The following is a 25,621-nucleotide window of genomic DNA, read 5'->3' on the forward strand; positions in this document are numbered from 1 at the left end:
CGCCATACCGAGATCCGCCATGTCCATCCGATCATTGCGCCAGACGGTCAAAAGACATCTGCCGCAGCCCATCAAAAGCATGCTCGTCGCGTACAAATACCGAGGCGTGCAATTGCCGCAGGCCGAGCAGTACCGTGCGCACCTCCAGGACAAGGTCGGACTCGAGATCGGCGGGCCCAGCACGCTGTTTGCCACGGAGCTGCCCATTTACCAGGTCGTCCAGGGTCTGGATGGCGTCAACTTTTCCGCCAGCACCATTTGGGAGGGTGACTTGAAGGCGGGCAACACCTTTCGCTTTCATGGCTGGAAAAAGGGGCGCCAGTTCGTGGCCGACGCCACCGACCTCTCGCGCATTGACTCGGCTTCGTACGACTTCCTGCTTTCATCGAACTGCCTGGAGCACGTGGCCAATCCGCTCAAGGCCATGAAAGAGTGGGTGCGCGTGGTGAAGGACGGTGGTCATCTGCTGCTGGTTCTCCCCAACAAGGCCTCCAACTTTGATCGCCGCAGGCCCGTGACTGAATTCCAGCACCTCCTGGATGACTACCTCGGCGACATCGGTGAAGACGACCTGACGCACCTCGAAGAAATTCTCCAGCTTCACGATCTCTCGATGGATCCCCCGGCTGGAGATCACGAAGCCTTTCGACGGCGGAGCATGGACAACGTCAACAACCGAACGCTTCACCACCATGTGTTTGATCGCGAACTCATTGGTCGGATCTTTGAGCACGCCGGTTTGGAGATGGTGGTTCAGCAGGAAACGCTGACCGACCACATCGCGTTCGGCGTGAAGCGGAGCTGAGCTCGGCTACCCGCGCAAACACCAGCATGGCCATTTCTTCACTCACCCGCTTCTCCATGGTGATTCTGATGATGATGATCTTCATCATTCCTCAGTCGTTCTTCTGGGTGAAGCTGCCGTTCCTGGGCGTGGTGCTGGTCTGGATGCTGGTGGAGGGAACGCGGGATCGCTGGAAGATCCGGTCGGGGGCGTTCTTGCCCTACTACCTGATCTTCTGCTTCCTTTCCGTGGCGTGGTGCATCGTTGGCCTGGCGAGGGTGAATCCCGAGATCGCCATCGTGGAAGCGCTGCGGGTGTACGTGGTCTACATGGCGATCTTCTGTGTGCTGGCGCTCTACGTCTCCAATTTGGACTACCAGGCACATGCAGACCGTGTCGTCATCGCAGGTGCCTTCGGCATAGGCCTGGTGGCCCTGTACGCCTTGCTGGATCACATCTTGCAGCTCGGCTGGCTTCCCCAGTGGATCAAAGACGACATGTACCTTCAGGTGGGCTTGCACCGCGGCTACGTGCAGATGAACAACGTCAACATCGGCATGCTGACGTTCATCGTTCCTTATCTGCTGAGCCGGGTGTTGCTCGGTGAACGCGATGAGCGTCGCAAGTGGTTGTTCCTGGGCCTGGCGGTCGCGGTGACATCTGCCGTGCTGGCCTCGCGCCGGGTCGTGCTGGTGCTGGTGGTCATCACGCCGTTGCTGGCCTTCGCGCTCACCGTGCTGGCGGGCCACGCCCGGCAACGCCACTTGCGGCGTTTCGTCAAGTTCTACACCATCCCGCTGGTGATTGCAGGTGCCGGAAGCGCGCTGGTGATCTATGGCGGATTCGATTTCCTGGATGGATTTGCGGCGCGCGTGGCGGGCGCTTTCACCACCGACGCAGACGCCCCCCGGCCGCAGCAGCACATCGCCTTGATGGCCGCCTTCGCCGACAACTACTTCTGGGGTTCGGGTTTCGGTGGCCTCACGTCGGTGGTCCGTTCGGACGAGCGGCCCTGGACTTTCGAGCTCACCTATTCGCGGCTGTTGTTCAATGCGGGCCTCCTGGGCATGGGCAGCTTGCTGCTGTTCTTCTGCACCTATCTGTACCTCACGCTGCGAAAGATACGCCGCAGTGCCCACGCGTCCATCCCGGTGTCGCTGCTGACGGGGTTTCTCGCTGTGCTGATCGCCGCGGCGTCGAACCCCTACCTGTCTTCCTTCGACTTCCTGTTCGCACTGTCGATCGTTCCGCTCATCCTGAACAGCAGAGACCAGCCCCGACCAGCGCGCGCGACGGTGAAAGGAGCTCTGCAGTGACCGCGCCCCGAAAGGTGGCGGCCGTCGTCACGACCTTCCAGGGCGGCGGATCCCTCCGGCTTCACCTGGAGCGAATCGTCGAACAGGTCGAGGTGGTGGTCATCGTGGACGATTCCGGCGATCCATCAAGAGAAGCCGCCATCGATTTCACAGGGTTGGAGAAGGCCATCTTCCTGCGCAACGAGGCCAACCTGGGCATCGCCGCTGCTTTGAACCGGGGCATTGCGCAAGCGGGCGCCATGGGCTGCGACTGGATCATCACGCTGGACGACGACACGCTGGTCTCCAGGACCTACCTGGACGACGTGTTCCAATTTGTCCAGACAGGCGCCCAGCCCAGAGCAGGGCTCATCGCCTGCTCGCGCGAGGGCAGCGAGCCGTCCGCCATGGACGACGCCTCCGGCTACAAGATCAAACGCACGCTGATCACGTCGGGCTGCGTGTTTGAATTCCGCACCTTCCAGGAGATCGGCGGCTTCGACGAAGGCTTGTTCATTGACCTCGTGGATTTCGACTTCTGCACCCGGCTGAGACAATCTGGCCGATCGTTGGTCCTGCTGAACAAGCCGGGCATGGCGCATCGGGTGGGAAGCGCGCGCACAGTCCGCCTGGTGGGATTGGCCATCGTGGTCTACCACCACGCGCCGTTCCGGCTGTACTACCAGATGCGCAATGTGTTTCTTTTTGCCAGAAAGCACCTGGCCTTTGACCCGGTGCTCAGTCTGTATCTGCTGCTCGACGCGTTGCGGCTACCGCTCAAGGCACTGTTCTTCGAGCAACAGAAGCGCGCCCGGTTCTTCTACCTGGGCACCGGTCTGCTGGACGGGCTGCGGGGCCGCGGTGGACGCCTGACTCGCCGGTTTGCCGAGTCTTCCTGAAGATGCCACCATGAAAATCGGATACGTCTGCACCAACTACAACAACAGCGAATACACCGCCAAGGCGGTGCGCACGCTGAAGGCGGGTGCGGGTCACGAGTACGCCATCGCGGTGGTGGACAACAACTCCAACCCGACAAGCGTGCGGCAGTTGAAAGAACTGGCGGTGGAGTTTCCCGACATCCACTTGATCCTCAACGCCGACAACGTGGGCTATTTCCGCGGGCTGAACATCGGCATCCGGCATGTGCGGGAGCAGCATCCCTCGGTGGAATGGATGGTGGTGGGCAACAACGACCTCGAGTTTCCGGTGGATTTCGCCGACAGGCTCTCTGAACACGCCCCGCGCCTGCGCGAACACGCCGTGGTGTCGCCCGATGTCGTGACCGTCGAGGGTGAGCACCAGAACCCGCACGTCATCAGCGGCATCAGCCCGCTGCGGGAGCTCACCTATGATCTCTATTACGCCAACTACTACCTGGGTCTGGCCATCCTGAAGCTGGCCAAGCTCATGCCTTCGCTCTCGGAGCGAAGCGACGAAGAAGAATGGCAGACCGCCAGGCCGATCTACCAGGGTCATGGCTCGTGCTACCTTCTGGGGCCGCGCTTTTTCGAGCAGTTCACGGAACTGTGGGCGCCCACGTTCATGATGTCGGAGGAGTACTTCCTCAGCAAGCAACTCAGCGATGTGGGACAGCGTGTCTATTACGAACCTGCGCTACAGGTCGTGCACCACTGGCATGGCTCGCTGGAGAATCTGCCCAGCAAAAAGCGGTGGAGCATGGCCCGCGATGCGCATCGGGAATACCGCAAGCATGTCGGGATATTCCGCTGATGCCCCACCCTTTTCAAACCCAATGACGATGCCATGAGGGCAAACGAATGAGAGCTTTTCAAGTCTGCAGCCGCTGTGTCATGGATACCAGCGACAGCCAGATCGTGTTCGACCAGAACGGCGTCTGCGACCATTGCCTCACCTATGAGCGCGACGTCAAGCCGAACTGGCACACCGACGAACGTGGGCACCAGGAGCTGCAGGCGCTGGTGGCGCAGATCAAGGCGCAGGGCAAGGGCAAGGAGTTCGATTGCATCATCGGCCTGAGCGGCGGCATCGACAGCTCCTACCTCACCCATGTGGCCACTGAGTACGGTCTGCGTCCGCTCGTCTTCCACGTGGATGCCGGCTGGAATTCGCAGGTGGCTGTGAACAACATCGAGAAGCTCGTCGACAAGCTGGGCCTGGATCTCTATACCGAGGTGATCGACTGGGAGGAAATGCGCGACCTTCAGCTCGCCTACTTCAAGTCGGGTGTGCCGCACATCGATTCCCCGCAGGACCACGCGTTCTTCGCCACGATGTACAAGTTTGCCGAGCAGCACGACGTGAAGTACATCCTGACGGGTGCCAACTTCTCCACCGAATGCATCCGCAATCCGATCGAGTGGATGTATTACCAGTCCGATGCGATCCAGCTCAAAGACATCCACCGCCAGTTCGGCACCCGCCCGCTGGTCAACTACCCCACCACGTCGATCCTGCGACACAAGATCTGGCTGCCGTACGTCAAGGGCATCAAGGTGGTCAGGCCCCTGAACTGCGTGCCTTACGACAAGGCGCATGCGATGCAGTTGCTGGCCGATGTGTATGGCTGGCAGCCGTACCCCCAGAAACATTTCGAATCGCGCTTCACCCGGTTCTATGAAGGTTTCTGGCTGCCGCGCAAATTCGGCTACGACACGCGCAAGGTGCAGTTTTCCAGCCTGATCGTGACCGGGCAGATGACGCGCGAAGAAGCGCTGAAGCTCCTGGAACAGCCCGCCCTGGACGACGCCACCGTGCGGCAGGAGTTCGAGTACGTGGCGACCAAGCTGGGCATCACGGTCGAGGAACTGCAGGGCTACTTCGACGCGCCGAACAAGACCTACCGCGACTACCGGTCGCAGCAGAGCATCTACAACTTTGGCGCGCGTGTCATGAAGGTGCTCGGGCTGGAGCGGGGAGGCAAACGTTGATTGCCATCGTCGACTACGGGCTGGGCAATGTGCAGGCCATTGCCAACATCTACAAGCGGCTGGAACTCCCCTGCACACTCGCCCGCCAGGCCAGCGACCTTGCTCCTGCGACACACATCGTGCTGCCCGGCGTCGGCGCATTCGACTGGGCCATGGCCCGGCTCGAACAGTCGGGCATGCGCGAGGCACTCGACGACGCCGTGCTGCAGCAGAAGAAGCCAGTGCTGGGCATCTGCGTTGGCATGCAGATGCTCGCGCGCCGAAGCGACGAGGGCACGGCTGCGGGCCTGGGCTGGATCCATGCCGAAGTCAAACGCCTCGATGCCGGGCCGGCAGACAACCCGCGGCAACTGCCCCACATGGGCTGGAACGACGTCAATCCGCTGAGCAGGGAAGGCCTGTTTGCGGGCTTTGACGACACGCCCCGGTTCTATTTCCTGCACTCCTACTACTTTGCGCCGAATTCCCCTGCAGACCGCCTTGCCGAGTCGGACTATGGAACCTCGTTCGCCTGTGCCGTGCGCCACGGTCACGTCCATGGGGTTCAGTTCCACCCGGAGAAGAGCCACGCCTGGGGCATCCAGCTGCTGAAGAATTTCGCCAACCTTTGACGCCATGCTCAGACCGCGCATCATCCCCTGCCTCCTGGTCCACAAGGGCGGCCTCGTCAAGACGGTGGGCTTCGACCAACCCAAATACGTGGGCGATCCGCTCAATGCCGTTCGCATCTTCAACGAGAAGGAAGTTGACGAACTGGTGGTGCTCGACATCGACGCCACCCGGGAAGGGCGTGAGCCCGACTACAAGCTGATTGCCAGCCTGGCCGCCGAATGCCGCATGCCGTTGGCCTACGGCGGCGGCGTGAAGAGCGTCGAGCAGTTCGAGCGGCTCGTAAGCCTGGGTGTGGAGAAGGTGTCGATCGGCGCGGCCGCGGCGCTCACGCCAGACCTGATCGCCGAGGCCGCCAGCCGCGTGGGCAGCCAGAGCGTGGTGGTCGTCATCGACGTGAAGACGATCAAGAACCAGCCTCAGGCCTGGACCCACAACGCAACGCGGCCGGTGGCCACCAGCCCGCTCGATCTGGCGCGCCTGGCGCAGGCCAGAGGGGCCGGCGAAATCGTGCTCAACGACATCGATCGCGACGGTCGCATGACCGGCTACAACCTTGACCTTCTTCGTCAATTGCGTGCGGCGGTGTCGTTGCCCATCACGTGCCTGGGCGGTGCGGGCTCGCTGGCGGACATGGCGGGGCTGATCAGCGAGTTCGGCGTCATCGGTGCGGCCGCGGGCAGCCTGTTTGTCTTCAAGGGCAAGTACCGGGCGGTGTTGATCAATTACCCGTCCCGCGTGGACAAGGACGCCCTGGTGGCCGCCGCAAGGAAGAACGCATGAAGCAGGTGCTGCAAGACCTGTCCAACGGACAGACCAGCGTGGTTGAGGCGCCCACGCCCCGCCCGGGCCGTGGGCAACTGCTGTTGCAGACCACGCGCACCCTGGTCTCGGCCGGCACCGAACGCATGCTGGTGGATTTCGGCCGGGCCTCGTACCTCGACAAGGCGCGACAGCAGCCCGAGAAGGTGAAGCAGGTGCTCGACAAGGTGCGGACCGACGGACTGCTGACCACGGTGGAGGCCGTGCGTTCGAAGCTCGGGCAACCGATCCCGCTGGGCTATTGCCATGTGGGCGTGGTGCACGCGCTGGGCGCAGGCGTCGACGGCTTCCAGGTGGGCGACCGGGTGGTGTCCAACGGTCCGCACGCAGACATGGCGGTGGTGCCGAGGAACCTGTGCGCCCGCATTCCCGACGGCGTGAGCGATGACCAGGCTGCGTTCGTCGTTCTCTCCAGCATCGGCCTGCAGGGCATCCGCCTGGCGCAACCAACGCTGGGTGAATCGGTGGCGGTGATCGGCGCGGGTCTCATCGGCCTCATGACGATCCAGCTGCTCGTGGCCCAGGGCTGCCGCGTGCTCGCCATTGATCTGGACGACAGCAAGCTCGCCCTCGCGCGCGGCTTCGGCGCCGAGACCTGCAACGCCGGGGCAGGGGAAGACCCCATCGCGGCGGGCATGGCCTTCAGCCGCGGACAGGGCATCGACGCCGTGCTCATCACGGCCTCCACCTCGTCGAACGACCCGGTGACGCAGGCCGCGCGCATGAGCCGAAAGCGGGGACGCATCGTGCTGGTCGGGGTGACGGGGCTGGAACTCAACCGCGCGGATTTCTACAACAAGGAACTCAGCTTCCAGGTCAGCTGCTCCTATGGCCCGGGACGGTACGACCCGGTGTACGAACAACAAGGGCACGACTACCCCCTGCCCTTCGTCCGCTGGACCGAGCAGCGCAACTTCGACGCCGTGCTCGACCTCATGGCCAGCGGCAAGCTGCAGGTCGAGCCCTTGATCTCTCACCGGTTTGCGTTTGAAGACGCGCCGGCAGCCTACGCGGCGCTCACCCACGACCGGACCGTGCTGGGCATGTTGCTGGACTATGCGTCGGACCCCGCCACACGCCTGCAAACCCGCATTCAGGTGGCGCAGCCGCCCGCCGCCCCGCGGGACGGTGCACCCGTCGTGGGTTTCATCGGCGCAGGCAACTACGGCGCCCGCGTGCTGATACCCGCCTTCGTGGCGGCCCATGCCCGCTTGCACACCATCTGCTCGTCTGGTGGCGTCAGCGCCGTGGTGCATGGGCGCAAGTCCGGCTTCGAGGTTGCGTCCACCGACGTGCAGGCCATGCTGGACAACCCCGAGATCAACGTCGTCGTGATCGCCTCGCGCCACGACAGCCATGCGTCTCTGGTCACGCGGGCATTGCAGGCCGGCAAGTCGGTGTTCGTCGAAAAGCCGTTGTGCCTGACCCTGTCCGAACTCGACGGCATCGAAGACGCGCTTCAGGCTCGACCAGACCCCGGGCGCAGCGTCTTGATGGTGGGGTTCAACCGCCGTTTCTCGCCACACGTGGTGAAACTCAAATCGCTGCTGGACACCGTGCACGAGCCCAAGTCGTTCGTGGTCACCGTCAATGCCGGGCGCATCCCCGCCGAACACTGGACGCAGGATCTGGAGGTCGGCGGCGGTCGCCTGATTGGTGAAGCCTGCCACTTCATCGACCTGCTCCGATTCCTGGCCGGACACCCGATTGCAGCCATCCGCGCCACCGGCATGGGCGTTCGCGCCGGCAAGGCGATCACCCGCGACACGTTCACCCTGACGCTGGAGTTCGAAGACGGTTCGCTGGGCAGCATCAACTACCTGGCGAACGGCTCGGCGGCCTACCCCAAGGAACGCATCGAGGCCTTTGCGGCAGGCCGCGTCCTGCAGATCGACAACTTTCGATCCCTCAAGGGCTACGGCTGGCCGGGCTTCGGCACCCTGAGGAGCTGGCGCCAGGACAAGGGCCAGAACGGCTGCGTGGCGAGTTTCCTGGCTTCGTGGCGCGAAGGGCAGGCACCGATCCCGCAGGACCAGATCCTGGAAGTGGCCCGCAGGACCATCGAGGCGGCCGGGCAGATGCAGGCCGGCGGGGATGCGCGCACGGTCTGACATGTCGTCCTTTCAGAAAGTCCGCCGCTACTGGGAAACCTTGCGCCATCTGCGATCGCCGCAGATATGGGGTCGCCTTGCCCATCGCTGGCACACGCCGCGCCCGCCATCGCCAGCACCCGCACCGCCACGCGCGCCGGCAGGCGACTGGGCGGCCCCCGCCCGGCGCAAGCCCAGCATGACCCAGCCAGGGTGTTTCGTCTTCCTGAACCGCGCCGGCGACCTGGAGCAGATCGGCTGGGACGGACCCGGGGAGGAGAAGCTCTGGCGATACAACCAGCACTACTTCGACGACCTCAATGCCCTGGAGGCAGATTCGCGGCTGGACTGGCACCGAGACATCGTGGCGAGCTGGATCGCGCAGAACCCACCGGGTACCGGCACGGGCTGGGAGTCGTATCCCACGTCGCTGCGCATCGTGAACTGGATCAAATGGTCGCTCCGGCACCGTGAGCCAGACCCCGTGTTCCTCGACAGCCTGGCCCTGCAGGTTCGCTGGCTCGCGCGTCGGCTGGAGACGCACCTGCTGGGCAACCACCTCTTCGTGAATGCCAAGGCACTGGTGTTTGCGGGCGCCTATTTCTCTGGTGACGAGGCCGCTGCCTGGCGGCGCACTGGCTTTGACATCCTACGTGGCGAAATTCCCGAACAGATCCTGTCGGACGGGGGCCAGTTCGAACGGTCGCCGATGTACCACGCCCTGGCCTATGAAGACATGCTCGATCTGCGCAACCTGCGCCAGTGCTTCACGCACGATGCAGGCTGGCCCGAAAGCGCAGGCTGCGACCTGGGCCAGGAGCGCCTGGAGCGGATGGGCACCTGGCTCCACACCATGAGCCACCCCAGTGGCGAACTGGGCCTCTTCAACGACACCGCCGCAGACATCGCTCCTTCGGTGCAGGAGCTCGATGCGTATGCACAGCGCCTCGGCTTGCCACCCACCCCAGCTCCCGAGGCCACGCACCTGGAAGTCAGTGGCTACATCCGTCTGCAACAGGGCGAAGCAGTGGTGTTGTTCGACGCCGCGCCGGTGGGCCCGGACTACTTGCCCGCGCATGCGCATGCGGACACCCTGAGCCTGGAACTGTCGCTGGGCCTCACGCGCGTCATCGTCAATTCCGGGACCTCAGTCTACGCCGAAGGCCGGGAAAGATCGCGCCAGCGATCCACCGCTGCCCACAGCACGGTGGTGATCGACGGGCACGATTCAAGCGAAGTCTGGGGCAGCTTCAGGGTGGCCAGGCGCGCACGTCCGCACGACGTGCGTGTGAAGTTCGAACGGGACAAGCAGCATGCGTCTGCGCGCCACGATGGGTACCGCCGACTGCCCGGCAGGCCCGTGCATGCGCGAAGCCTGAGCTTGCAGCGCAACGGTCTCCTGGTCGAGGACGCGATCGAAGGCAACTTCGAGCACGCGCAATCGCGCTTTCATTTCCACCCAGGGGTGTCGGTCGAAGTCGATGCCGACGGCCGGCGTGGCGCGTGCCACCTGCCCGATGGCAGCGCCATCACCTGGCATGCAGAAGGCAGTCGGGCGGCGCGCGTGGAAGCATCGACATGGCATCCCGCTTTCGGGGTGGTGATGGCCAACAGTTGCCTGGTGCTGGATTGGGGAACGCGCCGATGCGCGTTTCAGGTGCACTGGAACGACGCGATCGCCGGGTGACCACCATGCACGTGCTGTTGTTGAGCTTTTACTTTCCACCTGATCTGTCCGCGGGTTCCTTCCGCATGGAAGCGCTGGTGACTGCCCTGCAGGAGCGGCTCGGCCCGGATTCGCGGATCACGGTGATCACCACCCGTCCGAATCGCTACGGCAGCTTCGAGGCACTGGCGCCGGCGAAGCAGATCCAGGGTGGCCTGACGGTCCACCGCATCGACCTGCCGCCGCACCAGAGCGGAATGCGCGACCAGGCGCGCGCGTTCGCCACCTTTGCCTGGGAAGCCCGGCGGCTGGTGAAGCTCGAACGCCCGGACGCCGTGGTGGCCACCACCTCGCGACTGATGACCGGCGTGCTGGGGGCCTGGGCAGCGCGCAACAGGCGGGCGCCGCTGTACCTGGACATCCGCGACATTTTTGTCGACACCATCGGCGACGTGCTGCCGCGCCGTGCCACGTGGCTCCTCAAGCCGCTGTTCTCGGCCGTGGAGCAATGGGCGGTGCGCTCCGCGACGCGGGTCAACCTCGTCTCGCCCGGCTTCCTGCCTTATTTCCAGCCACGGTACCCTGAGCGAAGTTTCTCCGTGCTGAGCAACGGCGTCGACGACGCCTTTCTCGAGAATCGCCCTGTGCCGCACGCGCAGGAGCACAAGGCAACCGGCCCGGTGCATGTGCTCTACGCCGGCAACCTGGGCGAAGGGCAGGGCCTCCATCACATCCTTCCTGCGCTGGCCCGGCAACTGGGTGATGAGGTGCGGTTCACCGTAGTCGGCGATGGAGGAAGGCGCGTTCAACTTCAAGAGGCGCTGGCTGCCCTGCCTCGGCCAACCGTGACGATGCTCGCGCCGGTGAAACGCGCGGAGCTGATCACGCTCTACGACCAGGCCGACGTGCTGTTCGTCCACCTCAACGACCTGCCCGCCTTCGAAAAGGTGCTCCCTTCGAAACTGTTCGAGTACGCCGCCACCGGCAAGCCCATCTGGGCCGGCCTGGCGGGTTTTCCGGCGCAGTTCACCCAACGGGAAATCGAGAATGCAGCCGTGTTCAACCCCTGCGATGCGGCAGGTGCCGTGGCCGCTTTTCGCACGCTGCGCCTGCAAACCTGCGACCGCAGCGATTTCGTGGACAAATACCGGCGCACCCACATCATGAACCGCATGGCCGACGACATTGCCCGCATCGGCGCGGGGAGCCCCGCGTGAGCACCCGCCGCATCCTGCTGACCGGAGGCACAGGATGGGTGGGCGGCGCGCTCGCAAAGGCGCTGCGCGAACGCCACCCCGACACCGTGTCGGCCGTCCGTGTGGCGCCGGGCCAGCCCGATTCACAGACCGTGGTGATGGGCTCGATCGATGGATCGCTCGTCTGGCCTGAGACCCTCGACAGCCGTGAGGTGGTGGTGCACCTCGCGGCACGTGTCCATGTGATGAAGGAAACTGCCTCCGATCCCCTGCAGGCATTCCGCACCGTCAACACCGAAGGTACCCTGCAACTGGCGCGCCTGGCCGCGAAGGCTGGTGTGCGCCGCTTCGTGTTCGTCAGCTCGATCAAGGTCAACGGCGAGTCCACGCTGCCTGGTGCACCGTTTGGTCCCATCCCGGCGGATCCTCCGATGGATCCTTATGGCCGCTCCAAGTGGGAAGCGGAGCAGGGGTTGCGCCAACTCGCCGCAGCGACCGGCATGGAAGTCGTCATCGTCCGCCCGCCCTTGGTGTACGGCCCCGGCGTCAAGGCCAACTTCCGCAGCCTGATGAAAGCCGTGTGCCGCGGCATCCCCCTGCCGCTGGGGTGCGTCACCGCGAATCGACGCAGCTTGGTGGCGCTGGACAACCTCGTGGACCTGCTCATCACCTGTGTGGAACACCCGGCCGCTGCCAACGGGACGTTTCTCGTGAGCGATGGTGAAGACCTCTCGACGGCCGCGTTGTTGCAGCGCCTGGGCAGCGCTGCGGGTCGACCGGCCCGGCTGCTCCCCGTGCCCACGGGGTTGATCGAGGCGGGCGCGGCCTTGCTGGGCCAACGCGACGTGGCCCAGCGCCTGCTGGGCAGCCTGCAGGTCGACATCGGCCACACCCGTGCCACGCTGGGCTGGACGCCGCCGATCTCTGTCGACGAAGGCCTGCGACGTGCGGTGGCGGGGATGGCGCCATGAAGCGAGCGTTCGACCTGCTGCTGGCGCTTGGCGCGGGCATCGTCCTGCTCCTGCCCATCGCGCTGGTGGCACTCGCCGTTCGCCTCACTTCCCGCGGCCCGGCCCTCTACTGGAGCGACCGCGTGGGCCGCCACAACCGCATCTTCCGCATGCCCAAGTTCCGCAGCATGCGCGTGGACACGCCGGCCGTGGCCACGCACCTGCTCAAGGACCCTGGCAAATACCTCACGCCGATCGGGCCTTTCCTGCGCAAGAGCAGCCTGGACGAACTGCCGCAGCTCTGGAGCATCCTTCGCGGCGACATGAGTTTTGTCGGCCCTCGCCCGGCGCTCTTCAATCAGGACGATCTGATTGCGCTGCGCACCGAGCTGGGGGTGCACGAACTGGTGCCGGGGCTCACGGGCTGGGCCCAGGTGAACGGCCGCGACGAGCTGCCGATCCCGCAAAAAGTGGCGCTGGACGCGGAATACATTAAGAAACAAAGTCTGGCATTTGATTTGCGGATACTCTTCATGACATTGGCAAAAGTGCTGCGCCGCGACGGCGTGGCCCATTAAAAAAATGGACCAAAGGGATTCCCGGGGGATTGCGGCGGTCACGCTGCTGGACATGCCGCGCGAGGCCAAGCGCCTGCTGGCGCTGGTGGTCGACATCGCCCTTTGTGCCTTCACCGTCTGGCTCGCGCTGTGCCTGCGGCTCGAGCACTGGGTCCGCCTGCAACCGGAACACTGGTGGGCGGTGCTGGGGTCCATTGCCATCGCCCTGCCGCTCTTCGTGCGCTTCGGCCTGTACCGCGCCATCTTCCGCTTCTCTGGCTGGAACGCCATGATCAGCCTGGCCCAGGCGATGGCGCTCTACACCATCTTCTACGCCACCATCTTCACGGTGGTCAGCGTCTCCGGCGTGCCCCGCACGGTGGGCGTGATCCAGCCGCTGCTGCTGCTGGTGAGCGTGGGCCTGACCCGCGTGGCCGTGCGTTACTGGCTGGGTGGCCTGTACCGCACCATCCTGCAGAAGTCGCGCATGCCCGGTGTGCTGATCTACGGCGGCGGCCAGGCTGGCCGTCAGCTGGCGGCCGCACTGTCCCGCAGCAACGAGCACCGCCTGCTGGGCTTTCTGGACGACGACGCGCAACTTCAGGGCAACAGCCTGGACGGCCGCACGGTGTACGCGCCGGGGGAGCTGGAGTACCTGATCAAGGAACTCGGCGTGACCGACGTGCTGCTGGCGCTGCCTTCGATCACCCGCGAGCAGCGCAAGGAGATCCTGTCCGGTCTCAGCCACCTCCCGGTGCACGTGCGCACGCTGCCCGGCATGTCCGACCTGGCCGCGGGCCGCGTGACGATGAGCGATGTGCGCGAACTCGACATCGAAGACCTGCTGGGTCGCGACCCGGTGTCGCCCGATGAAGCGCTGCTGCACCGATTGATCCGCGGCAAGGTGGTGATGGTGACCGGCGCAGGCGGCAGCATCGGCAGCGAGCTGTGCCGCCAGATCGCGGCATCCGCGCCGCGCACCATGCTGCTGGTGGAGAACTCCGAATTCGCGCTTTACCAGATTCACCGGGAGCTGGAGACGGCTTACCCGGACCTCCGTCTGATCCCCTTGCTCGCCTCCGTTCAGGACGAAGCGCGCATGACGCAGATCATGCAGACCTGGCGACCCGACACCGTGTACCACGCCGCGGCCTACAAGCACGTGCCCCTGGTCGAGCACAACCCGGTGCAAGGCCTGCGCAACAACGTGTGGGGCACCTGGGTGTGCGCCCGCGCCGCGCAGGCCGCGGGCACCAGCCACTTCGTGCTGATCAGCACCGACAAGGCGGTGCGGCCCACCAACGTGATGGGCGCCAGCAAGCGTCTGGCGGAAATGGTGCTGCAGGCCTTGTCGGCCGAGCCCGGCCAGGCCACCACGTTCGCCATGGTGCGGTTCGGCAATGTGCTGGGCTCCAGCGGATCGGTGGTGCCGCTGTTCCGCGAGCAGATCAGCCGCGGAGGGCCCATCACGCTCACGCATCCCGACATCAACCGCTATTTCATGACCATTCCTGAAGCGGCGCAGCTGGTGATCCAGGCCGGCGCCATGGCCCAGGGCGGTGACGTTTTCGTGCTCGACATGGGTGAGCCGGTGCGCATCATCGACCTCGCCCGGCGCATGGTGGAGCTCTCGGGACTGCGGGTCAAGGACGAGCAGAACCCCGGCGGCGATATCGAGATCCAGATCACAGGCTTGCGGCCGGGCGAAAAGCTCTACGAGGAACTGCTGATCGGCGACAACGCGCAACCCACCGAGCACGCGCGCATCCTTCGCGCACTGGAAGACTGCCTGCCCTGGGTCGAGCTGCTGGACGTGCTCAACACCCTGGACCAGGCCATGATGGCCAACGACGTGGTCACGCTGCGGGCCATGCTGCAAGTCTGCGTGCACGGGTACGAGCCCACCGGCGACGTGGTGGACTGGGTGCGGTCTTCACCCGCTGCGTTGCGCGAACATGCCACCAGCTAGGCAAAAAAAAGCCACCTTGCGGTGGCTTTTGAAAGTCCTTGAAGGGACGTCGTTGGGAGACCTTTGATCAACACGGGGCAAGGACTGATGCCTGTCGGCCGCGCTGTTGAGATGAAAGTTGTGACAGCAACGGCTGGATTGTGCGTCGCCGCATGCTTTTCGAACATCCCCCATTTGTGGGAATTGACGAAATTCGGCTGGGTAATAAAACCCAAAAAGCCCAATGAATTCAGGGCACTGCGCACACTCAGCCCCATCTGGCCAGTCGGCCAGCGGCACATTTCCCGGGACCGGCGGCACACCCTTCAGGCGGGGAGCTCCACCACAAAGCGGGCACCGCCTCCCGGCCGGTCCTCGCAATGCACCCGTCCGCCATGGCGCTCCACGATGGTCTTGACCAGTGAGAGCCCCAGGCCCACACCCCCTTCACGCTCGCTGGCGCCCGGCAGGCGGTAGAACGGCTCGAAGATGCGCTGGCGCTGGGCAACGGGAACGCCCGGTCCGCGGTCCTCCACCCAGAGCACCACCCGCCCCGACGCGCCCGGCTCCGGCGCCGCGATGCACAGGCGCACCTCGGGCTCGCTGGCGTTGTCCACCGCCACGGGTCTTCCGTAGCGCCGGGCGTTTTCCAGCAGGTTGCGCAGCACGCGGCGCAACAGCCGGGCGTGGCCTTGCACGAGCGCGGGCGACGCGCCCGGCGCAATGTCCAGGTCGGCGCCGGTGCGCGCGCATTCCTCGGCCGCCAGCCCCACCAGGTCCACCTCTTCCTTGGGGCCGAGGGCCGACGCCTCGCTGGCGTCGCGCAGGTCCAGGCGGCTGGCCAGCAGGATCTCGTCGATCAACTGGTCCAGCTCATCGATGCTGCGCGCGATCTCGGCGCGCTGGGCCGGGTTGTCGGTGCCCCGCCCGAGCAATTCCAGGCCCATGCGGATGCGCGCCAGCGGCGAGCGCAGTTCGTGCGAGGCATTGGCCAGCAAGCTCTTGTGCGACTGCAGCAGGGTCTGCACCCGCTCAGCCGCGGCGTTGAAGCGCGAAGCCAGGAAAGCCACCTCGTCCTGGCCCTGCACGGGCAAACGGGTGGACAGGTCGCCCGCGCCCCAGCGCTCCACGCCCTTTTGCAGGATCTCCAGGCGCTTGGTCAGGCGCCGCACGATGGGATACGCGCCCAAGGCCACCGCCAGTGCCACCAGGCCCAGCAACCAGGCGAAGCCGGTGGGCGTCTGCAGCCATTCGGGGGCGCGCCGACCCGGGTTGTTCTGCGCCTGGTTCGAGCGCGGGATCAGCACATAGAGGGTGCGACCGTCTTTCATGAGGACCTCGAACTCCCAGCCCTCACCCGGGATGCGCACCGCGCGCGCCGGCGCCTCGCCCACCACTTCGCGCGCGCCATCCCTCACCACCACGGTGCGCATCACACGGGCATCGCGCTCGGCCCGGTCCTGTTCCAGCGCCTGCTGCCACAGCCAGCCCACCACCAGCGTGAGCACCGTGACCGCGGACACCACCGCCAGCCAGATCCGGACGTACAGCCTGGAGCCGAAAAGACTGCCCATCAGTCCTGCTGCTTGGCGAACACGTAGCCCACACCACGCACCGTCAGGATGCGTTTGGGGTCCTTGCTGTCCACCTCGATGGCGTTGCGGATGCGGCCGATGTGCACGTCGATCGAGCGGTCGAAGGCCTCGAGCTCGCGCCCGCGCACGGCTTCCATGATCTGGTCTCGCGTCAGCACGCGCCCGGCGCGCTCGGCCATGGCGACCAGGAGGTCGAACTGGTAGGAGGTAAGCTCACACGACTTGCCGGCCACCTGCACGGTGCGGGCATCGCGGTCGATGTCGAGAGAGCCAAAGCGCAGCACCGGCGTCGTGCGCGAGGCACTCGTCTGCCCCGGGTCGCTGCGGCGGCGCAGCACGGCGCGCACACGTGCCAGCAGCTCACGCGGCTCGAAGGGTTTGGGGAGGTAATCGTCGGCGCCTATCTCCAGGCCGATCACGCGGTCCATCGGATCGCCCTTGGCGGTCAGCATGAGCACCGGTACGCGCGCTGCCTGACCAGGTAGCGCACGAATGCGCCGGCACACCTCCAGCCCGTCCATGCCCGGCATCATCAGGTCGAGGATGACCAACTCGGGCTGGACGAGCTGCAGCTGCTCCAGGCCCTGTTCGCCGTCGTTGGCATGCGTGACGTCGAATCCCGACTGGCTCAGGTACTCGATCACCATCTGCGCCAGGCGCGCATCGTCTTCAATCATCAGCAAGGGAGAGGTCATGGTTTCAGTGTAGCGGTGTCCATGGGAACGAAACATGCTCGCAGCGGCGTGTGAACGCCTCACCCGAGTCACGTAAAGTAATGTGAATGACCCCAACGCCCGCCGTTTCGTTCGACGCCTTGATCGGCCAACTGTCCCGGCTGCCACCCGACCGGGCGCTGTTGCGCTGGTTTGATCCGGCCGGGCCTTCGAGCGACGCGCGCTGGGCAAGCCTGAGCGGGCCGGCGCTGGCCGCCCGCGTGGATGCGGTGGCAGCGGGGCTGTTGCGGGCCGGCCTGCAAGCTGGCGACCGCGTCGCCTGGCTGGGCCTGAACCACCCGGCCCAGATCGCGCTGCTGATGGCGCTGGCCCGGCTGGGCGGCGTGCTGGTGCCCATGAACCACCGCTTGTCGCCGGCGGAGTGGGCAGACCTGATCGATGACTGCCGCCCCGTGCTGCTGTTGCACGACGCGCAGCTGGCCGAGGCCGCGCAGAGGCTCGCGCCGCCCCGCTGGTCGGTCGATGAACTGGACGCGAGCGAAGGCGCTTCACCCTCCCCTGTGAAGCCGTCCACCGCCGACCAGCCCCTGCTGCTCGTGTACACCTCGGGCACCACCGGTCGGCCGAAAGGGGCCGTGCACACGCAAGGCAACCTGCTGGCCAACATGGCCATCGCCGCGCAGGTGCAGGCCATGACCCCGGCTGACACGGTGCTCACCGTGCTGCCGCTGTTCCACGTTGGTGGTTTTTGCATCCAGACCCTGCCTGCGCTGGCGGTGGGCGCGCAAGTGCTGCTGCACACCCGTTTCGACGCCAACGCGACGATGGCCGGCATTCAAGAGGAACGGCCCACCCTGACACTGCAGGTTCCGGCCACGCTGCAGGCACTGGTGGGTCACCCGGAATGGGCACTGTCCGATCTTTCCAGCCTGCGCGCCATCTGGGCAGGCTCCAGCCTGCTGCCCGCGCCGCTCATCGAGGCCTGCCATGCGCGCGGCGTACCGGTGTGCAACGTGTACGGCAGCACCGAGACCGGCCCGTTCTCCATCGCCCTGGCGGCCGATCGGGCGCTGGATCACATTGGCTCCTGCGGGTGGCCCGCACCGGGTGTGGACGTTCGACTTGAAGACAGCGCGGGTCAAGCAGTGGTGCCGGGCGACGTGGGCGAGATCCTGGTGCGCGGGCCCAACGTGGTGTCGCGCTACTGGCCCGACCTGCCCGCCTGCGACGCAGACGGCTTTTTCCATTCCGGCGATCTCGCGCGGCAGCTGCCAGACGGCAGCTTCACCGTGGTCGGGCGCGCCAAGGACATGGTGATTTCGGGTGGCGAGAACATCTACCCGGCCGAGATCGAGAACCTGCTGATGCAGCACCCGATGGTGGCGGAGTGCGCGGTGGTCGGGCAGGACGACGCACGCTGGGGCGAGGTGGTGGTCGCGGTGGTGGTGCTCCAGGGGCCCGAGACCGGGGAATGGACGGCTGCGCTGCAGACGTTCCTCGACGGGAGGCTGGCGCGCTACAAGTGGCCGCGCCGCTGGCAAAGGGTTGACGCGCTGCCCAGGACGGCGCTGGGCAAGGTGCAGAAGCCCGAGCTCAAGGCCCTGCTGAAGGCCGCTGTGGCCTGATCAGCGCTCTCGCGTTGTCTCCACCGGGGCCAGGCGCGTGGCCAGCCAGATCAGCAGCAGCACCGGCACACCCAGGCAGGCCGTGGCGAAGAAGAAGGTGGGGTAGTCGTAGGCGTCGACGAACGCCCCTGAGTACCCCGCCAGCCACTTGGGTGCGAGCAGCATCATGGAACTGAATAGCGCGTACTGCGTGGCGGAGTACTGCACGTTGGTGAGGCCGGACAGGTAGGCGATGAATGCCGCGGAAGCCACGCCGGCGCTCAGGTTGTCGGCGGAGATCACGAAGATGAGCGCCACCACGTCGTGGCCGTGCCCTGCCAGCCAGGCAAACAGCAGGTTGCTCGCGGCCGAGAGGATGGCACCCAGCATCAGCACGCGCATGACGCCCAGCTTGAGTGAGAGCGCACCGCCGATGAAAGCGCCCACCAGCGTCATGATGACGCCGTAGATCTTGGTGACGGCGGCCACCTCGTCCTTGGTGTAGCCCATGTCCACGTAGAACGGATTGGCCATGATGCCCATCACCACATCGCTGATGCGGTACACGCCGATCAGCGCCAGGATCAGCAGCGCCTGTTTGCCGTAGCGCTTGAGGAAGTCGGCAAACGGCTCGACCAGTGCGCTCTGAAGCCACTCGGCGGCGTTGCGCGCCGGCGGCAGCGCCACGCGCGCGGGCTCGCGCGAGAACAGCACCGTGAGCACGCCCACCAGCATGCTCGCCGCCATCACCAGGTACGCGGTGCTCCAGGCCGCCTGCTGGTAGAGCACGCCGGGCGCAGCGCCTGCAGCAGCCACCGGCGCCACCTCGGCGCGCGCCGCGATCCAGAGCACGCCAGCGCCGGCCCAGATCATCGCCAGGCGGTAGCCAGTCTGGTAAGTGGCCGCCAGCGCGCCCTGGTGGCGGATGTCGGCGGATTCGATGCGGTAGGCATCCAGCGCAATGTCCTGCGTGGCCGAAGCAAACGCCACCGCCAGCGCGCACCACACCACCAGCGTGAGCTCGGTGCGCGGGTCGGCCATGGCCATGCCCACCAAGGAAGCCATGATCAGCACCTGGGACAGCAGCAGCCAGCTGCGCCGCCGCCCCATCCAGCGCGTGAGCAGCGGAATGGGCAAGCGATCCACGAGCGGCGCCCAGCACCACTTGAAACCGTAGGCCAGCCCCACCCAACTCAGGTAGCCGATGGTGGTGCGGTCCAGGCCGGCCTCTCGCAGGCGAAAGCTCAGCGTGCCCAGCACCAGCAGCAGGGGCAGCCCGGCAGAAAAGCCCAGCGCAAACATGCGCAGGCTGGCCGGCTCGAGGTACACCCGCAGGGTCTCGCCCCAGGTCGGCCGCGCCGGCGGTGCTTCGATATCGGCAGGGGCCGGGCCAGAGGCAGGTGTGGACATGAACGGGGATGGGGGAGGGGAGGGTTTGCTCGGGCGGGCGCAAACGCCCGGCTTTGACTATTATTCACGCATGTGCTTCATCTGCGATTTCAAAAACTCCCACGCGCCCACCGAACGCCCTGACCACCTCTGGTCGGCGCGGCGCGCCTTTCTGCTGGCCGGGGGCGCGGCCGCCGCAGGCGCCGCACTGCCCGCCGCCGCGCAGGTGGACGTGGGGCAGGCATCGGCGCTGCGCAACCTGGTCCCCGCCGAGGAGCTGGAAAGCGCCGCGGGCAAGCAGTATTCACAAATGATGGGCGAGGCCAGCGCCAAGAAATTGCTCATGCCCGATGGCCACCCGCAGGTGCAGAAGCTGCGCACCATCGCGCGCCGCCTCATCCCGCATTCGCCGCAGTGGAACAAGCGCGCCACCGCATGGCGCTGGGAAGTCAACCTGATCCAGAGCGAGCAGGTCAATGCCTTCTGCATGCCGGGCGGCAAGATCGCCTTCTACACCGGCATTCTCGACAAGCTCAAGCTCACCGACGATGAGAGCGCCATGATCATGGGCCACGAGATGGCCCACGCCCTGCGCGAACATGCGCGCGCCCGCGTGGCCAAGAGCAGCGCCACCGGCATGGGGCTGTCGATCGCCGCGCAATTGTTCGGGCTGGGCCAGCTGGGTGACATCGCCGCCAACCTGGGCACGCAGCTGCTCACCTTGAAATTCAGCCGCGAGGACGAGACCGAGGCCGACCTGGTCGGGCTCGAACTCGCCGCGCGCGCGGCTTATCAGCCCCGCGCCAGCGTGAGCCTGTGGCAGAAGATGGCGGCCAACAGCGGCGCGTCCGGCACCAGCTTTCTGTCCACCCATCCCAGCGGCCCCGACCGCATTCGCCAGCTCGAAGCCAACGTGCCGCGCGTGCAGGGCCTGTACGAGCAGGCCCGCAAGGGCTGATTTCCTGGAAGCTGTAGAGCTCAATCCCTGACATAGGGATTGGTCTTGCGCTCCTGGCCGAACGTGCTTTCCGGGCCATGGCCGGGAATGAACACGGTGTCGTCCCCCATCGGCCAGAGCCGGCCCTTGATGCTGTCGAGCAGTTGCTGGTGATTGCCCTGGGGGAAGTCGGTGCGGCCGATGCTGCCCGCAAAGAGCACGTCGCCCACGAAGGCGCGCCGGGCCTCCCGCGAATGGAACACGACATGGCCCGGCGTGTGGCCCGGGCAGTGGCGCACGTCCAGCGAGCAGCGGCCGATCTGCACCGTGTCGCCATCGGCCAGCCAGCGGGTGGGGGTGAAGGCTTCGGCGGGCGGAAAACCGAACATCGCGCCCTGCTGCGGCAGACCCGAGATCCAGAACTGGTCGCCCGGGTGCGGTCCGATGATGGGCAGGTCAAGCTGGCGCGACAGCTCCGCTGTGCCGCCGGCATGATCGATGTGGGCATGCGTCTGCCAGATGGCTTTCAGGTTCAGGCCCAGGCGCCTGACTTCAGCCAGCAGGCGATCGAGATCGCCGCCGGGGTCGATCACCGCCGCGTCCATGGTTTCGTCGCACCAGACGAGCGAGCAGTTCTGCGCAAAGGCAGTGACGGGGATGGTGAGGTAGCGCAGCATGAGGTCTCTTTGAAAGGGGCCATTCTAGGAGCGGGCTGCGCGCAAGCTTTGCCGGGCTGGTGTAAAAACCGTTCATGAAAAAAGCCCTGCTCCTGCTCGCATCTCACGCCCTGGTGGCCGTTGCCGGCTTTGCAGCGGGCGTGTATTTCCTGCCCATCCTCATTGCACCGCCGGCACCCGAGGTGAGTGAGGTCAAGGCGCTGGCGACGCAGGCCCGCTTCACCGGGCAGTTCCGTCGCGACCTCCCCGGCAGCGATGCGCTGCACTGGGGCGAGGGCACGGTGTCGGTGGGACCACAGTCGGTCTCCCTGATGGGGCGCCTCGCGCCGGGTCCGGACTACAAGCTCTACCTTTCGCCCTCTTTCGTGCAGACCGAGGCCGAGTTCCTGCCGATCAAGGACCGCATGCTGCGCGTGGGCGACGTCAAGACCTTCGAGAACTTCGTTGTGACCCTTCCGCCCGGCGTGGATCTGGCGGCCTACAACACCGTCGTGGTGTGGTGCGAGACCTTCAAGGAATTCATCTCGGCCGCACAGTACCGCTGACCGCTACCCCGAGTAGCCCGCCAGCCTGGGCAGGAAGAGCACCATGTCCGGCCACAGCGTGACCAGTGCCAGCGCACCCACCATCACCGCAAGGAATGGCACCATCTCGCGCACGAGTTCGGTGAGGGAGATGTCGGCGATCTTGGTCATCATGAACAGCAGCAGGCCGTAAGGCGGTGTGACCAGGCCGATCATGATGTTGAGCACGGCCACCACGCCGAAATGCACCGGGTCCACGCCCAGCGCCACCGCCGTGGGCAGCAGCACCGGCAAGATCACCAGAATGATGGTGGAGCCCTCCAGGAAGCAGCCCAGGAGCAGCAGCAGCAGGTTCACCAGCAACAGGAAGCCCAGCGGCGAGAGGTCGAATCCCTTGAGAAGGGTGCTGAGCGTGGCGGGGATGTTCTCCACCGTGATCACGTAGTTGAACACCAGCGCGCCGGCGATCAGCATGCCGATGGAGATGCTGATGCGCGCGCTGGAGATCAGCGACTCGTAGATGTCGCCCCAGCCAATGCTGCGGTAGACCACCACGGAGATGAGCAGTGCGTACGCCGCGGCCAGGCCTGCCGCTTCGGTGGGCGTGGTGATGCCCGTGTAGAGACACCCCAGCAGCACCACCGGCAGCATCAGTGCGGGCAAGGCTTCACGCGTGATGCGCGGCATCTCGCGCAGTGGCACTTTGGCCTCTACCGGAAACTTGCGCCGCTTGGCCAAGAAATAGATGAGGCCCATGAGCACGCCGCCGAGCAACAGCCCCGGCAACACGCCCGCAATGAACAGGTAGCCGATCGAGGTGCCCGACACCAGGGCGTACAGCACCATGGGGATCGACGGCGGCAGGATGGGGCCGATCACCGACGACGCGGCGGTCAGCGCAGCGGCGAACCCCCTGGTGTACCTGCCGTCCTTGGTCATCATCACTTGCATCAGCTTGCCCGAGCCCGCCGCATCGGCCAGCGCCGACCCGGACATGCTGGCGAACACGATGCTCTGCAACACGTTCACCTGCGCAAGCCCGCCGGGGAACCGGCCCACGATGGCATTGCAGAAACGCATCAGGCGGTCGAGCACGCTGCCCGAACTCATGATGGTGGCCGCGAGAATGAACAAGGGAATGGCCAGCAGGAGGAAGCTCTGGTAGGTGCCATTGAGCAATTGCTCGGCCACCGTGCCCATGTCCATGCCCTTGAGGTAGAGGTACAGAACCGAGCCGCCAATCATGGCGTGGCCCACGGGCACACCGAGCAGGCTGAGCACAAGGATGGTTCCCAGTGCCAGGGAAAACGGGCTGGTGAAGTTCACAGTGCAGAACCGGAGGTGAGGGGCGCATCTGCGGCCGGGTCCTTGCCCCGGAGCAGCTGCACGATGTTCCAGAGGTTGCGGGCAATGACCGCCACCGAGAAGACGATGTAGATGGAAAAGAGCACGTCAAACCGCGTGTTGAGATAGGAACTCTTCTCGACCTTCATGAAGCTCACGTACTCGTAGGCGGCAGGCAACTGCATGGCAAAGAGAACCACCACGCAGACGGAGCCCACCATGCCCATTGCCATGCGTGCGCGTGGCCTGACGTTGGCGGTGATGAAGTCGATGCGGATCTCTTCATGGTCCCGCAGCACGAAGGACGCTCCCCACAGCACCAGCCAAAGCCAGGCCAGCAGGGAGATCTCGGTGGTCCAGCCCACGGGCCAGTTGAAAACGTAGCGCAGGACGATCTGCAGGATGAACGCAACGAAGATGACCGCCAGCAAGCCGGCGGCCACCACGTTGGCAAAGCCGCGCAGCCTGGAGGCGAGGGTGCCGAGCATCAACCGCTTCACTTCATCATGTTGATCTTGTCGAGCATGCCGGCTGGCCAGCTTTTCGCTTCGTCGGACGCCAGGTAGATCTTCTGGGCGTGTTCACGGAACGCATTCACGTTGGGGGTGTACACGTCCAGGCCCTGGCGCTTGAAGCCCTCGGCCAGCTCGGCTTCACGCTTGAGGTGTTCGGCGGTGCTCCACGCAATGGCCTTGTCGGCGGCCGCCTGGAAAGCCTGCTGCTTCGCGGGCGACATGCTCTGCCAGGTCTTCATGTTGACGGTCAGCAGGTCGTAGCCCACCAGGTGCGAAGTCATGACGATCTGCGACATCACTTCGAAGAACTTCATGTTCTGCACGTTGGGCAGCGGGTTGTCCTGGCCGTCGATGGAGCCGGTCTGCAGGCCGGTGTACGTTTCGGCGTAGGCCATCGGCGTGGGGTTGGCGCCGATCGAACGGCCCAGCAGCTGCCAGCTGTCGCCCGGCGGCATGCGCAGTTTCACGCCGGCCAGATCGGCTGGCACGTTGATCTTCTTCTTGGGCTTGAGGCCCACCTGGCGCGTGCCAAAGAACGTGGGTCCGAGGATCTTCACCTTGAGCTGGTCTTCCACCATCTTCTTCATCTGCGTGCCCATGTCACTGGCGAAGAACTGCGTGAGGTGGTTGGCGTCGCGGAACAGGTAGGCTGAGGTGAGCAGCGACCAGGCCGGGATCTGCTTGGAAATGTCCTGTGGACCGATGTTGCCCATCTCCAGGTTGTCGCGCTGCAGGGCGACGAGTTCGGTGCCCTGGCGGAACAGCGTGGAGTTCAGGAACACCTCGACCTTGAAGTCCGACTCGATGTCCTTGGCGAACATCTTCATCATGTCGGCGCGGATGTCCTTGTCCGAGAACACCGCTGCAAAGCGCAGCGTGGGTGGGCTTTGCGCCCAGGCCGGCAGGGTCATGGCGGCGGCCAGCGTGGCGCCTGCGCTGAGCACGGTGCGGCGGTTGATTGTGCGGTTCATGGTGGTGTCTCCTGAGTGGTGGGGGTGAACGGGTTTCCGGCTGGCCTTCAGGCGGCCGCGACCAGACGCTGGGCCACGGCGCGCAAGGCCATGTCGTAACCATAGGGCCCGAAGCCGCAGATGACGCCGGTGGCGCCCTGCGAGATCAGCGAGTGCTGGTACAGGGGGTCGCGGCGGTGGATGTTGGTAATGTGCACTTCGGCCACCGGCTGGTCCAGCGTCTTGATGGCGTCCAGCAGCGGAATGGAGCGAAACGAGAGGCCAGCGGGGTTGATGATCAGCGCGGCGCATTTTTCACGCGCCTCCTGCACCCAGTCCACCAGCACGCCTTCGTGGTTGGACTGGCGGAATTCGCAGCCCAGGCCCAGCTCGGCCGTGACGCGCCGGCAGAGCTGCTCGACCTGGGCCAGCGTGGTGCTGCCATACAGGTGCGGCTCGCGCACGCCCAACAGGTTCAGGTTGGGGCCATTGAGGATGTAGACGGTGTCGGTCATGGAAAGTGGGGTCCTTGGAGGGGACAGACCGGCGGCGGGACCACCGAACCGGCTTTCGTCGGCTCCCG

24 protein-coding genes are annotated in these 25,621 nt (G+C 65.5%); 16 read left to right on the top strand and 8 right to left on the bottom strand.

Features of this window, described 5'->3' with window-relative positions; genetic code table 11:
* Positions 1 to 19: 19 nt before the first annotated feature.
* The 13 genes from ACTIEY_RS05990 (at position 20) to ACTIEY_RS06050 (ending at position 14,850) form a co-directional block, all read left to right on the top strand.
* The gene (locus ACTIEY_RS05990; protein ID WP_439518163.1) at positions 20 to 805 is read left to right on the top strand and encodes a methyltransferase domain-containing protein; all 786 of its coding nucleotides are present in this window, start codon (positions 20 to 22) and stop codon (positions 803 to 805) included.
* A 26-nt stretch (positions 806 to 831) separates the two neighbouring features.
* Positions 832 to 2,100, top strand: a complete 1,269-nt coding sequence (locus ACTIEY_RS05995; protein WP_439518164.1) for a hypothetical protein — start codon at positions 832 to 834, stop codon at positions 2,098 to 2,100.
* A complete protein-coding gene (locus tag ACTIEY_RS06000; RefSeq protein WP_439518165.1) occupies positions 2,097 to 2,978 on the top strand; it encodes a glycosyltransferase in 882 nt (293 codons plus the stop codon). Before ACTIEY_RS05995 ends, ACTIEY_RS06000 begins: the two co-directional genes overlap by 4 nt.
* Before the next feature lie 10 nt (positions 2,979 to 2,988).
* Positions 2,989 to 3,813, top strand: a complete 825-nt coding sequence (locus tag ACTIEY_RS06005) for a glycosyltransferase family 2 protein (RefSeq protein ID WP_439518166.1) — start codon at positions 2,989 to 2,991, stop codon at positions 3,811 to 3,813.
* Positions 3,814 to 3,860: 47 nt separating this feature from the next.
* The gene (locus ACTIEY_RS06010; RefSeq protein WP_439518167.1) at positions 3,861 to 4,991 is read left to right on the top strand and encodes an N-acetyl sugar amidotransferase; all 1,131 of its coding nucleotides are present in this window, start codon (positions 3,861 to 3,863) and stop codon (positions 4,989 to 4,991) included.
* Positions 4,988 to 5,602 carry an imidazole glycerol phosphate synthase subunit HisH gene (gene hisH, locus ACTIEY_RS06015; RefSeq protein ID WP_439518168.1) on the top strand — a complete coding sequence of 205 codons (615 nt, stop codon included), beginning with the start codon at positions 4,988 to 4,990 and terminating at the stop codon, positions 5,600 to 5,602. The genes ACTIEY_RS06010 and hisH overlap by 4 nt, the downstream gene beginning before the upstream one ends.
* A 4-nt stretch (positions 5,603 to 5,606) precedes the next feature.
* The gene (locus ACTIEY_RS06020) at positions 5,607 to 6,383 is read left to right on the top strand and encodes an AglZ/HisF2 family acetamidino modification protein (protein WP_439518169.1); all 777 of its coding nucleotides are present in this window, start codon (positions 5,607 to 5,609) and stop codon (positions 6,381 to 6,383) included.
* Positions 6,380 to 8,533, top strand: a complete 2,154-nt coding sequence (locus ACTIEY_RS06025) for a bi-domain-containing oxidoreductase (RefSeq protein WP_439518170.1) — start codon at positions 6,380 to 6,382, stop codon at positions 8,531 to 8,533. Before ACTIEY_RS06020 ends, ACTIEY_RS06025 begins: the two co-directional genes overlap by 4 nt.
* Positions 8,534 to 8,711: 178 nt before the next feature.
* On the top strand, positions 8,712 to 10,199 hold the full coding sequence (locus ACTIEY_RS06030) for a heparinase II/III family protein (RefSeq protein WP_439518171.1): 1,488 nt from the start codon (positions 8,712 to 8,714) through the stop codon (positions 10,197 to 10,199).
* 5 nt (positions 10,200 to 10,204) lie between these two features.
* On the top strand, positions 10,205 to 11,395 hold the full coding sequence (locus ACTIEY_RS06035) for a glycosyltransferase family 4 protein (protein ID WP_439518285.1): 1,191 nt from the start codon (positions 10,205 to 10,207) through the stop codon (positions 11,393 to 11,395).
* Positions 11,392 to 12,345: a UDP-glucose 4-epimerase family protein gene (locus tag ACTIEY_RS06040; protein ID WP_439518172.1), complete on the top strand. Its 954-nt coding sequence runs from the start codon at positions 11,392 to 11,394 to the stop codon at positions 12,343 to 12,345. Before ACTIEY_RS06035 ends, ACTIEY_RS06040 begins: the two co-directional genes overlap by 4 nt.
* Positions 12,342 to 12,902: a sugar transferase gene (locus ACTIEY_RS06045; protein ID WP_439518173.1), complete on the top strand. Its 561-nt coding sequence runs from the start codon at positions 12,342 to 12,344 to the stop codon at positions 12,900 to 12,902. Before ACTIEY_RS06040 ends, ACTIEY_RS06045 begins: the two co-directional genes overlap by 4 nt.
* A 4-nt stretch (positions 12,903 to 12,906) precedes the next feature.
* Entirely contained in the window at positions 12,907 to 14,850 is a 1,944-nt protein-coding gene (locus ACTIEY_RS06050; protein ID WP_439518174.1) for a polysaccharide biosynthesis protein, read from the top strand.
* Between the two features lie 305 nt (positions 14,851 to 15,155).
* On the opposite strand, the gene ACTIEY_RS06055 is transcribed toward ACTIEY_RS06050, so the two are convergent.
* Positions 15,156 to 16,403, bottom strand: a complete 1,248-nt coding sequence (locus tag ACTIEY_RS06055) for an ATP-binding protein (protein WP_439518175.1) — start codon at positions 16,401 to 16,403, stop codon at positions 15,156 to 15,158.
* A complete protein-coding gene (locus ACTIEY_RS06060) occupies positions 16,403 to 17,119 on the bottom strand; it encodes a response regulator transcription factor (protein WP_439518176.1) in 717 nt (238 codons plus the stop codon). The genes ACTIEY_RS06055 and ACTIEY_RS06060 overlap by 1 nt, the downstream gene beginning before the upstream one ends.
* An 86-nt stretch (positions 17,120 to 17,205) precedes the next feature.
* Here ACTIEY_RS06060 and ACTIEY_RS06065 point away from each other — a divergent pair, with 86 nt between their 5' ends.
* Positions 17,206 to 18,723 (top strand): class I adenylate-forming enzyme family protein, encoded by a 1,518-nt coding sequence (locus tag ACTIEY_RS06065; RefSeq protein ID WP_439518177.1) that lies wholly within the window; start codon positions 17,206 to 17,208, stop codon positions 18,721 to 18,723.
* On the opposite strand, the gene ACTIEY_RS06070 is transcribed toward ACTIEY_RS06065, so the two are convergent.
* Entirely contained in the window at positions 18,724 to 20,112 is a 1,389-nt protein-coding gene (locus ACTIEY_RS06070; RefSeq protein ID WP_439518178.1) for an AmpG family muropeptide MFS transporter, read from the bottom strand.
* A 70-nt stretch (positions 20,113 to 20,182) separates the two neighbouring features.
* Between ACTIEY_RS06070 and ACTIEY_RS06075 the strand changes: the two genes are divergently transcribed.
* On the top strand, positions 20,183 to 21,049 hold the full coding sequence (locus ACTIEY_RS06075) for a M48 family metallopeptidase (RefSeq protein ID WP_439518179.1): 867 nt from the start codon (positions 20,183 to 20,185) through the stop codon (positions 21,047 to 21,049).
* 20 nt (positions 21,050 to 21,069) lie between these two features.
* Here ACTIEY_RS06075 and ACTIEY_RS06080 read toward each other — a convergent pair whose 3' ends face one another.
* Positions 21,070 to 21,705: an MBL fold metallo-hydrolase gene (locus ACTIEY_RS06080; RefSeq protein WP_439518180.1), complete on the bottom strand. Its 636-nt coding sequence runs from the start codon at positions 21,703 to 21,705 to the stop codon at positions 21,070 to 21,072.
* A 74-nt stretch (positions 21,706 to 21,779) separates the two neighbouring features.
* Here ACTIEY_RS06080 and ACTIEY_RS06085 point away from each other — a divergent pair, with 74 nt between their 5' ends.
* Complete coding sequence (locus tag ACTIEY_RS06085; RefSeq protein WP_439518181.1) at positions 21,780 to 22,250, top strand: DM13 domain-containing protein; 471 nt, start codon at positions 21,780 to 21,782, stop codon at positions 22,248 to 22,250.
* Between the two features lie 3 nt (positions 22,251 to 22,253).
* Here ACTIEY_RS06085 and ACTIEY_RS06090 read toward each other — a convergent pair whose 3' ends face one another.
* The 4 genes from ACTIEY_RS06090 to ACTIEY_RS06105 are packed head-to-tail and all read right to left on the bottom strand — an operon-like array spanning position 22,254 to position 25,553.
* A complete protein-coding gene (locus ACTIEY_RS06090; protein ID WP_439518182.1) occupies positions 22,254 to 23,555 on the bottom strand; it encodes a TRAP transporter large permease in 1,302 nt (433 codons plus the stop codon).
* Positions 23,552 to 24,061, bottom strand: coding sequence for a TRAP transporter small permease (locus tag ACTIEY_RS06095; protein WP_439518183.1), 510 nt, complete (start codon positions 24,059 to 24,061; stop codon positions 23,552 to 23,554). Before ACTIEY_RS06095 ends, ACTIEY_RS06090 begins: the two co-directional genes overlap by 4 nt.
* 8 nt (positions 24,062 to 24,069) lie before the next feature.
* The gene (gene dctP, locus ACTIEY_RS06100) at positions 24,070 to 25,059 is read right to left on the bottom strand and encodes a TRAP transporter substrate-binding protein DctP (RefSeq protein ID WP_439518184.1); all 990 of its coding nucleotides are present in this window, start codon (positions 25,057 to 25,059) and stop codon (positions 24,070 to 24,072) included.
* A gap of 47 nt (positions 25,060 to 25,106) precedes the next feature.
* Complete coding sequence (locus ACTIEY_RS06105; protein ID WP_439518185.1) at positions 25,107 to 25,553, bottom strand: type II 3-dehydroquinate dehydratase; 447 nt, start codon at positions 25,551 to 25,553, stop codon at positions 25,107 to 25,109.
* Between the last annotated feature and the right edge of the window lie 68 nt (positions 25,554 to 25,621).

It is taken from the genome of Hydrogenophaga sp. (genome assembly GCF_051858985.1).
In the GTDB taxonomy this organism is placed as follows: Bacteria; Pseudomonadota; Gammaproteobacteria; order Burkholderiales; family Burkholderiaceae_C; genus Hydrogenophaga.

Excerpts from the sequence above, each read along its gene's own strand:
- ACTIEY_RS06025 (WP_439518170.1), top strand. The coding sequence starts at position 6,380 with ATGAAGCAGGTGCTGCAAGACCTGTCCAACGGACAGACCAGCGTGGTT.
- ACTIEY_RS05990 (WP_439518163.1), top strand. The coding sequence starts at position 20 with ATGTCCATCCGATCATTGCGCCAGACGGTCAAAAGACATCTGCCGCAG.
- ACTIEY_RS06060 (WP_439518176.1), bottom strand. The coding sequence starts at position 17,119 with ATGACCTCTCCCTTGCTGATGATTGAAGACGATGCGCGCCTGGCGCAG.
- ACTIEY_RS06020 (WP_439518169.1), top strand. The coding sequence starts at position 5,607 with ATGCTCAGACCGCGCATCATCCCCTGCCTCCTGGTCCACAAGGGCGGC.
- ACTIEY_RS06075 (WP_439518179.1), top strand. The coding sequence starts at position 20,183 with ATGTGCTTCATCTGCGATTTCAAAAACTCCCACGCGCCCACCGAACGC.
- ACTIEY_RS06050 (WP_439518174.1), top strand. The coding sequence starts at position 12,907 with ATGGACCAAAGGGATTCCCGGGGGATTGCGGCGGTCACGCTGCTGGAC.
- ACTIEY_RS06065 (WP_439518177.1), top strand. The coding sequence starts at position 17,206 with ATGACCCCAACGCCCGCCGTTTCGTTCGACGCCTTGATCGGCCAACTG.
- dctP (WP_439518184.1), bottom strand. The coding sequence starts at position 25,059 with ATGAACCGCACAATCAACCGCCGCACCGTGCTCAGCGCAGGCGCCACG.
- ACTIEY_RS06070 (WP_439518178.1), bottom strand. The coding sequence starts at position 20,112 with ATGTCCACACCTGCCTCTGGCCCGGCCCCTGCCGATATCGAAGCACCG.
- ACTIEY_RS06105 (WP_439518185.1), bottom strand. The coding sequence starts at position 25,553 with ATGACCGACACCGTCTACATCCTCAATGGCCCCAACCTGAACCTGTTG.
- ACTIEY_RS06095 (WP_439518183.1), bottom strand. The coding sequence starts at position 24,061 with ATGCTCGGCACCCTCGCCTCCAGGCTGCGCGGCTTTGCCAACGTGGTG.
- ACTIEY_RS06005 (WP_439518166.1), top strand. The coding sequence starts at position 2,989 with ATGAAAATCGGATACGTCTGCACCAACTACAACAACAGCGAATACACC.
- ACTIEY_RS06080 (WP_439518180.1), bottom strand. The coding sequence starts at position 21,705 with ATGCTGCGCTACCTCACCATCCCCGTCACTGCCTTTGCGCAGAACTGC.
- ACTIEY_RS06010 (WP_439518167.1), top strand. The coding sequence starts at position 3,861 with ATGAGAGCTTTTCAAGTCTGCAGCCGCTGTGTCATGGATACCAGCGAC.
- ACTIEY_RS06085 (WP_439518181.1), top strand. The coding sequence starts at position 21,780 with ATGAAAAAAGCCCTGCTCCTGCTCGCATCTCACGCCCTGGTGGCCGTT.
- ACTIEY_RS06035 (WP_439518285.1), top strand. The coding sequence starts at position 10,205 with ATGCACGTGCTGTTGTTGAGCTTTTACTTTCCACCTGATCTGTCCGCG.
- ACTIEY_RS06055 (WP_439518175.1), bottom strand. The coding sequence starts at position 16,403 with ATGGGCAGTCTTTTCGGCTCCAGGCTGTACGTCCGGATCTGGCTGGCG.
- ACTIEY_RS06045 (WP_439518173.1), top strand. The coding sequence starts at position 12,342 with ATGAAGCGAGCGTTCGACCTGCTGCTGGCGCTTGGCGCGGGCATCGTC.
- ACTIEY_RS05995 (WP_439518164.1), top strand. The coding sequence starts at position 832 with ATGGCCATTTCTTCACTCACCCGCTTCTCCATGGTGATTCTGATGATG.
- ACTIEY_RS06030 (WP_439518171.1), top strand. The coding sequence starts at position 8,712 with ATGACCCAGCCAGGGTGTTTCGTCTTCCTGAACCGCGCCGGCGACCTG.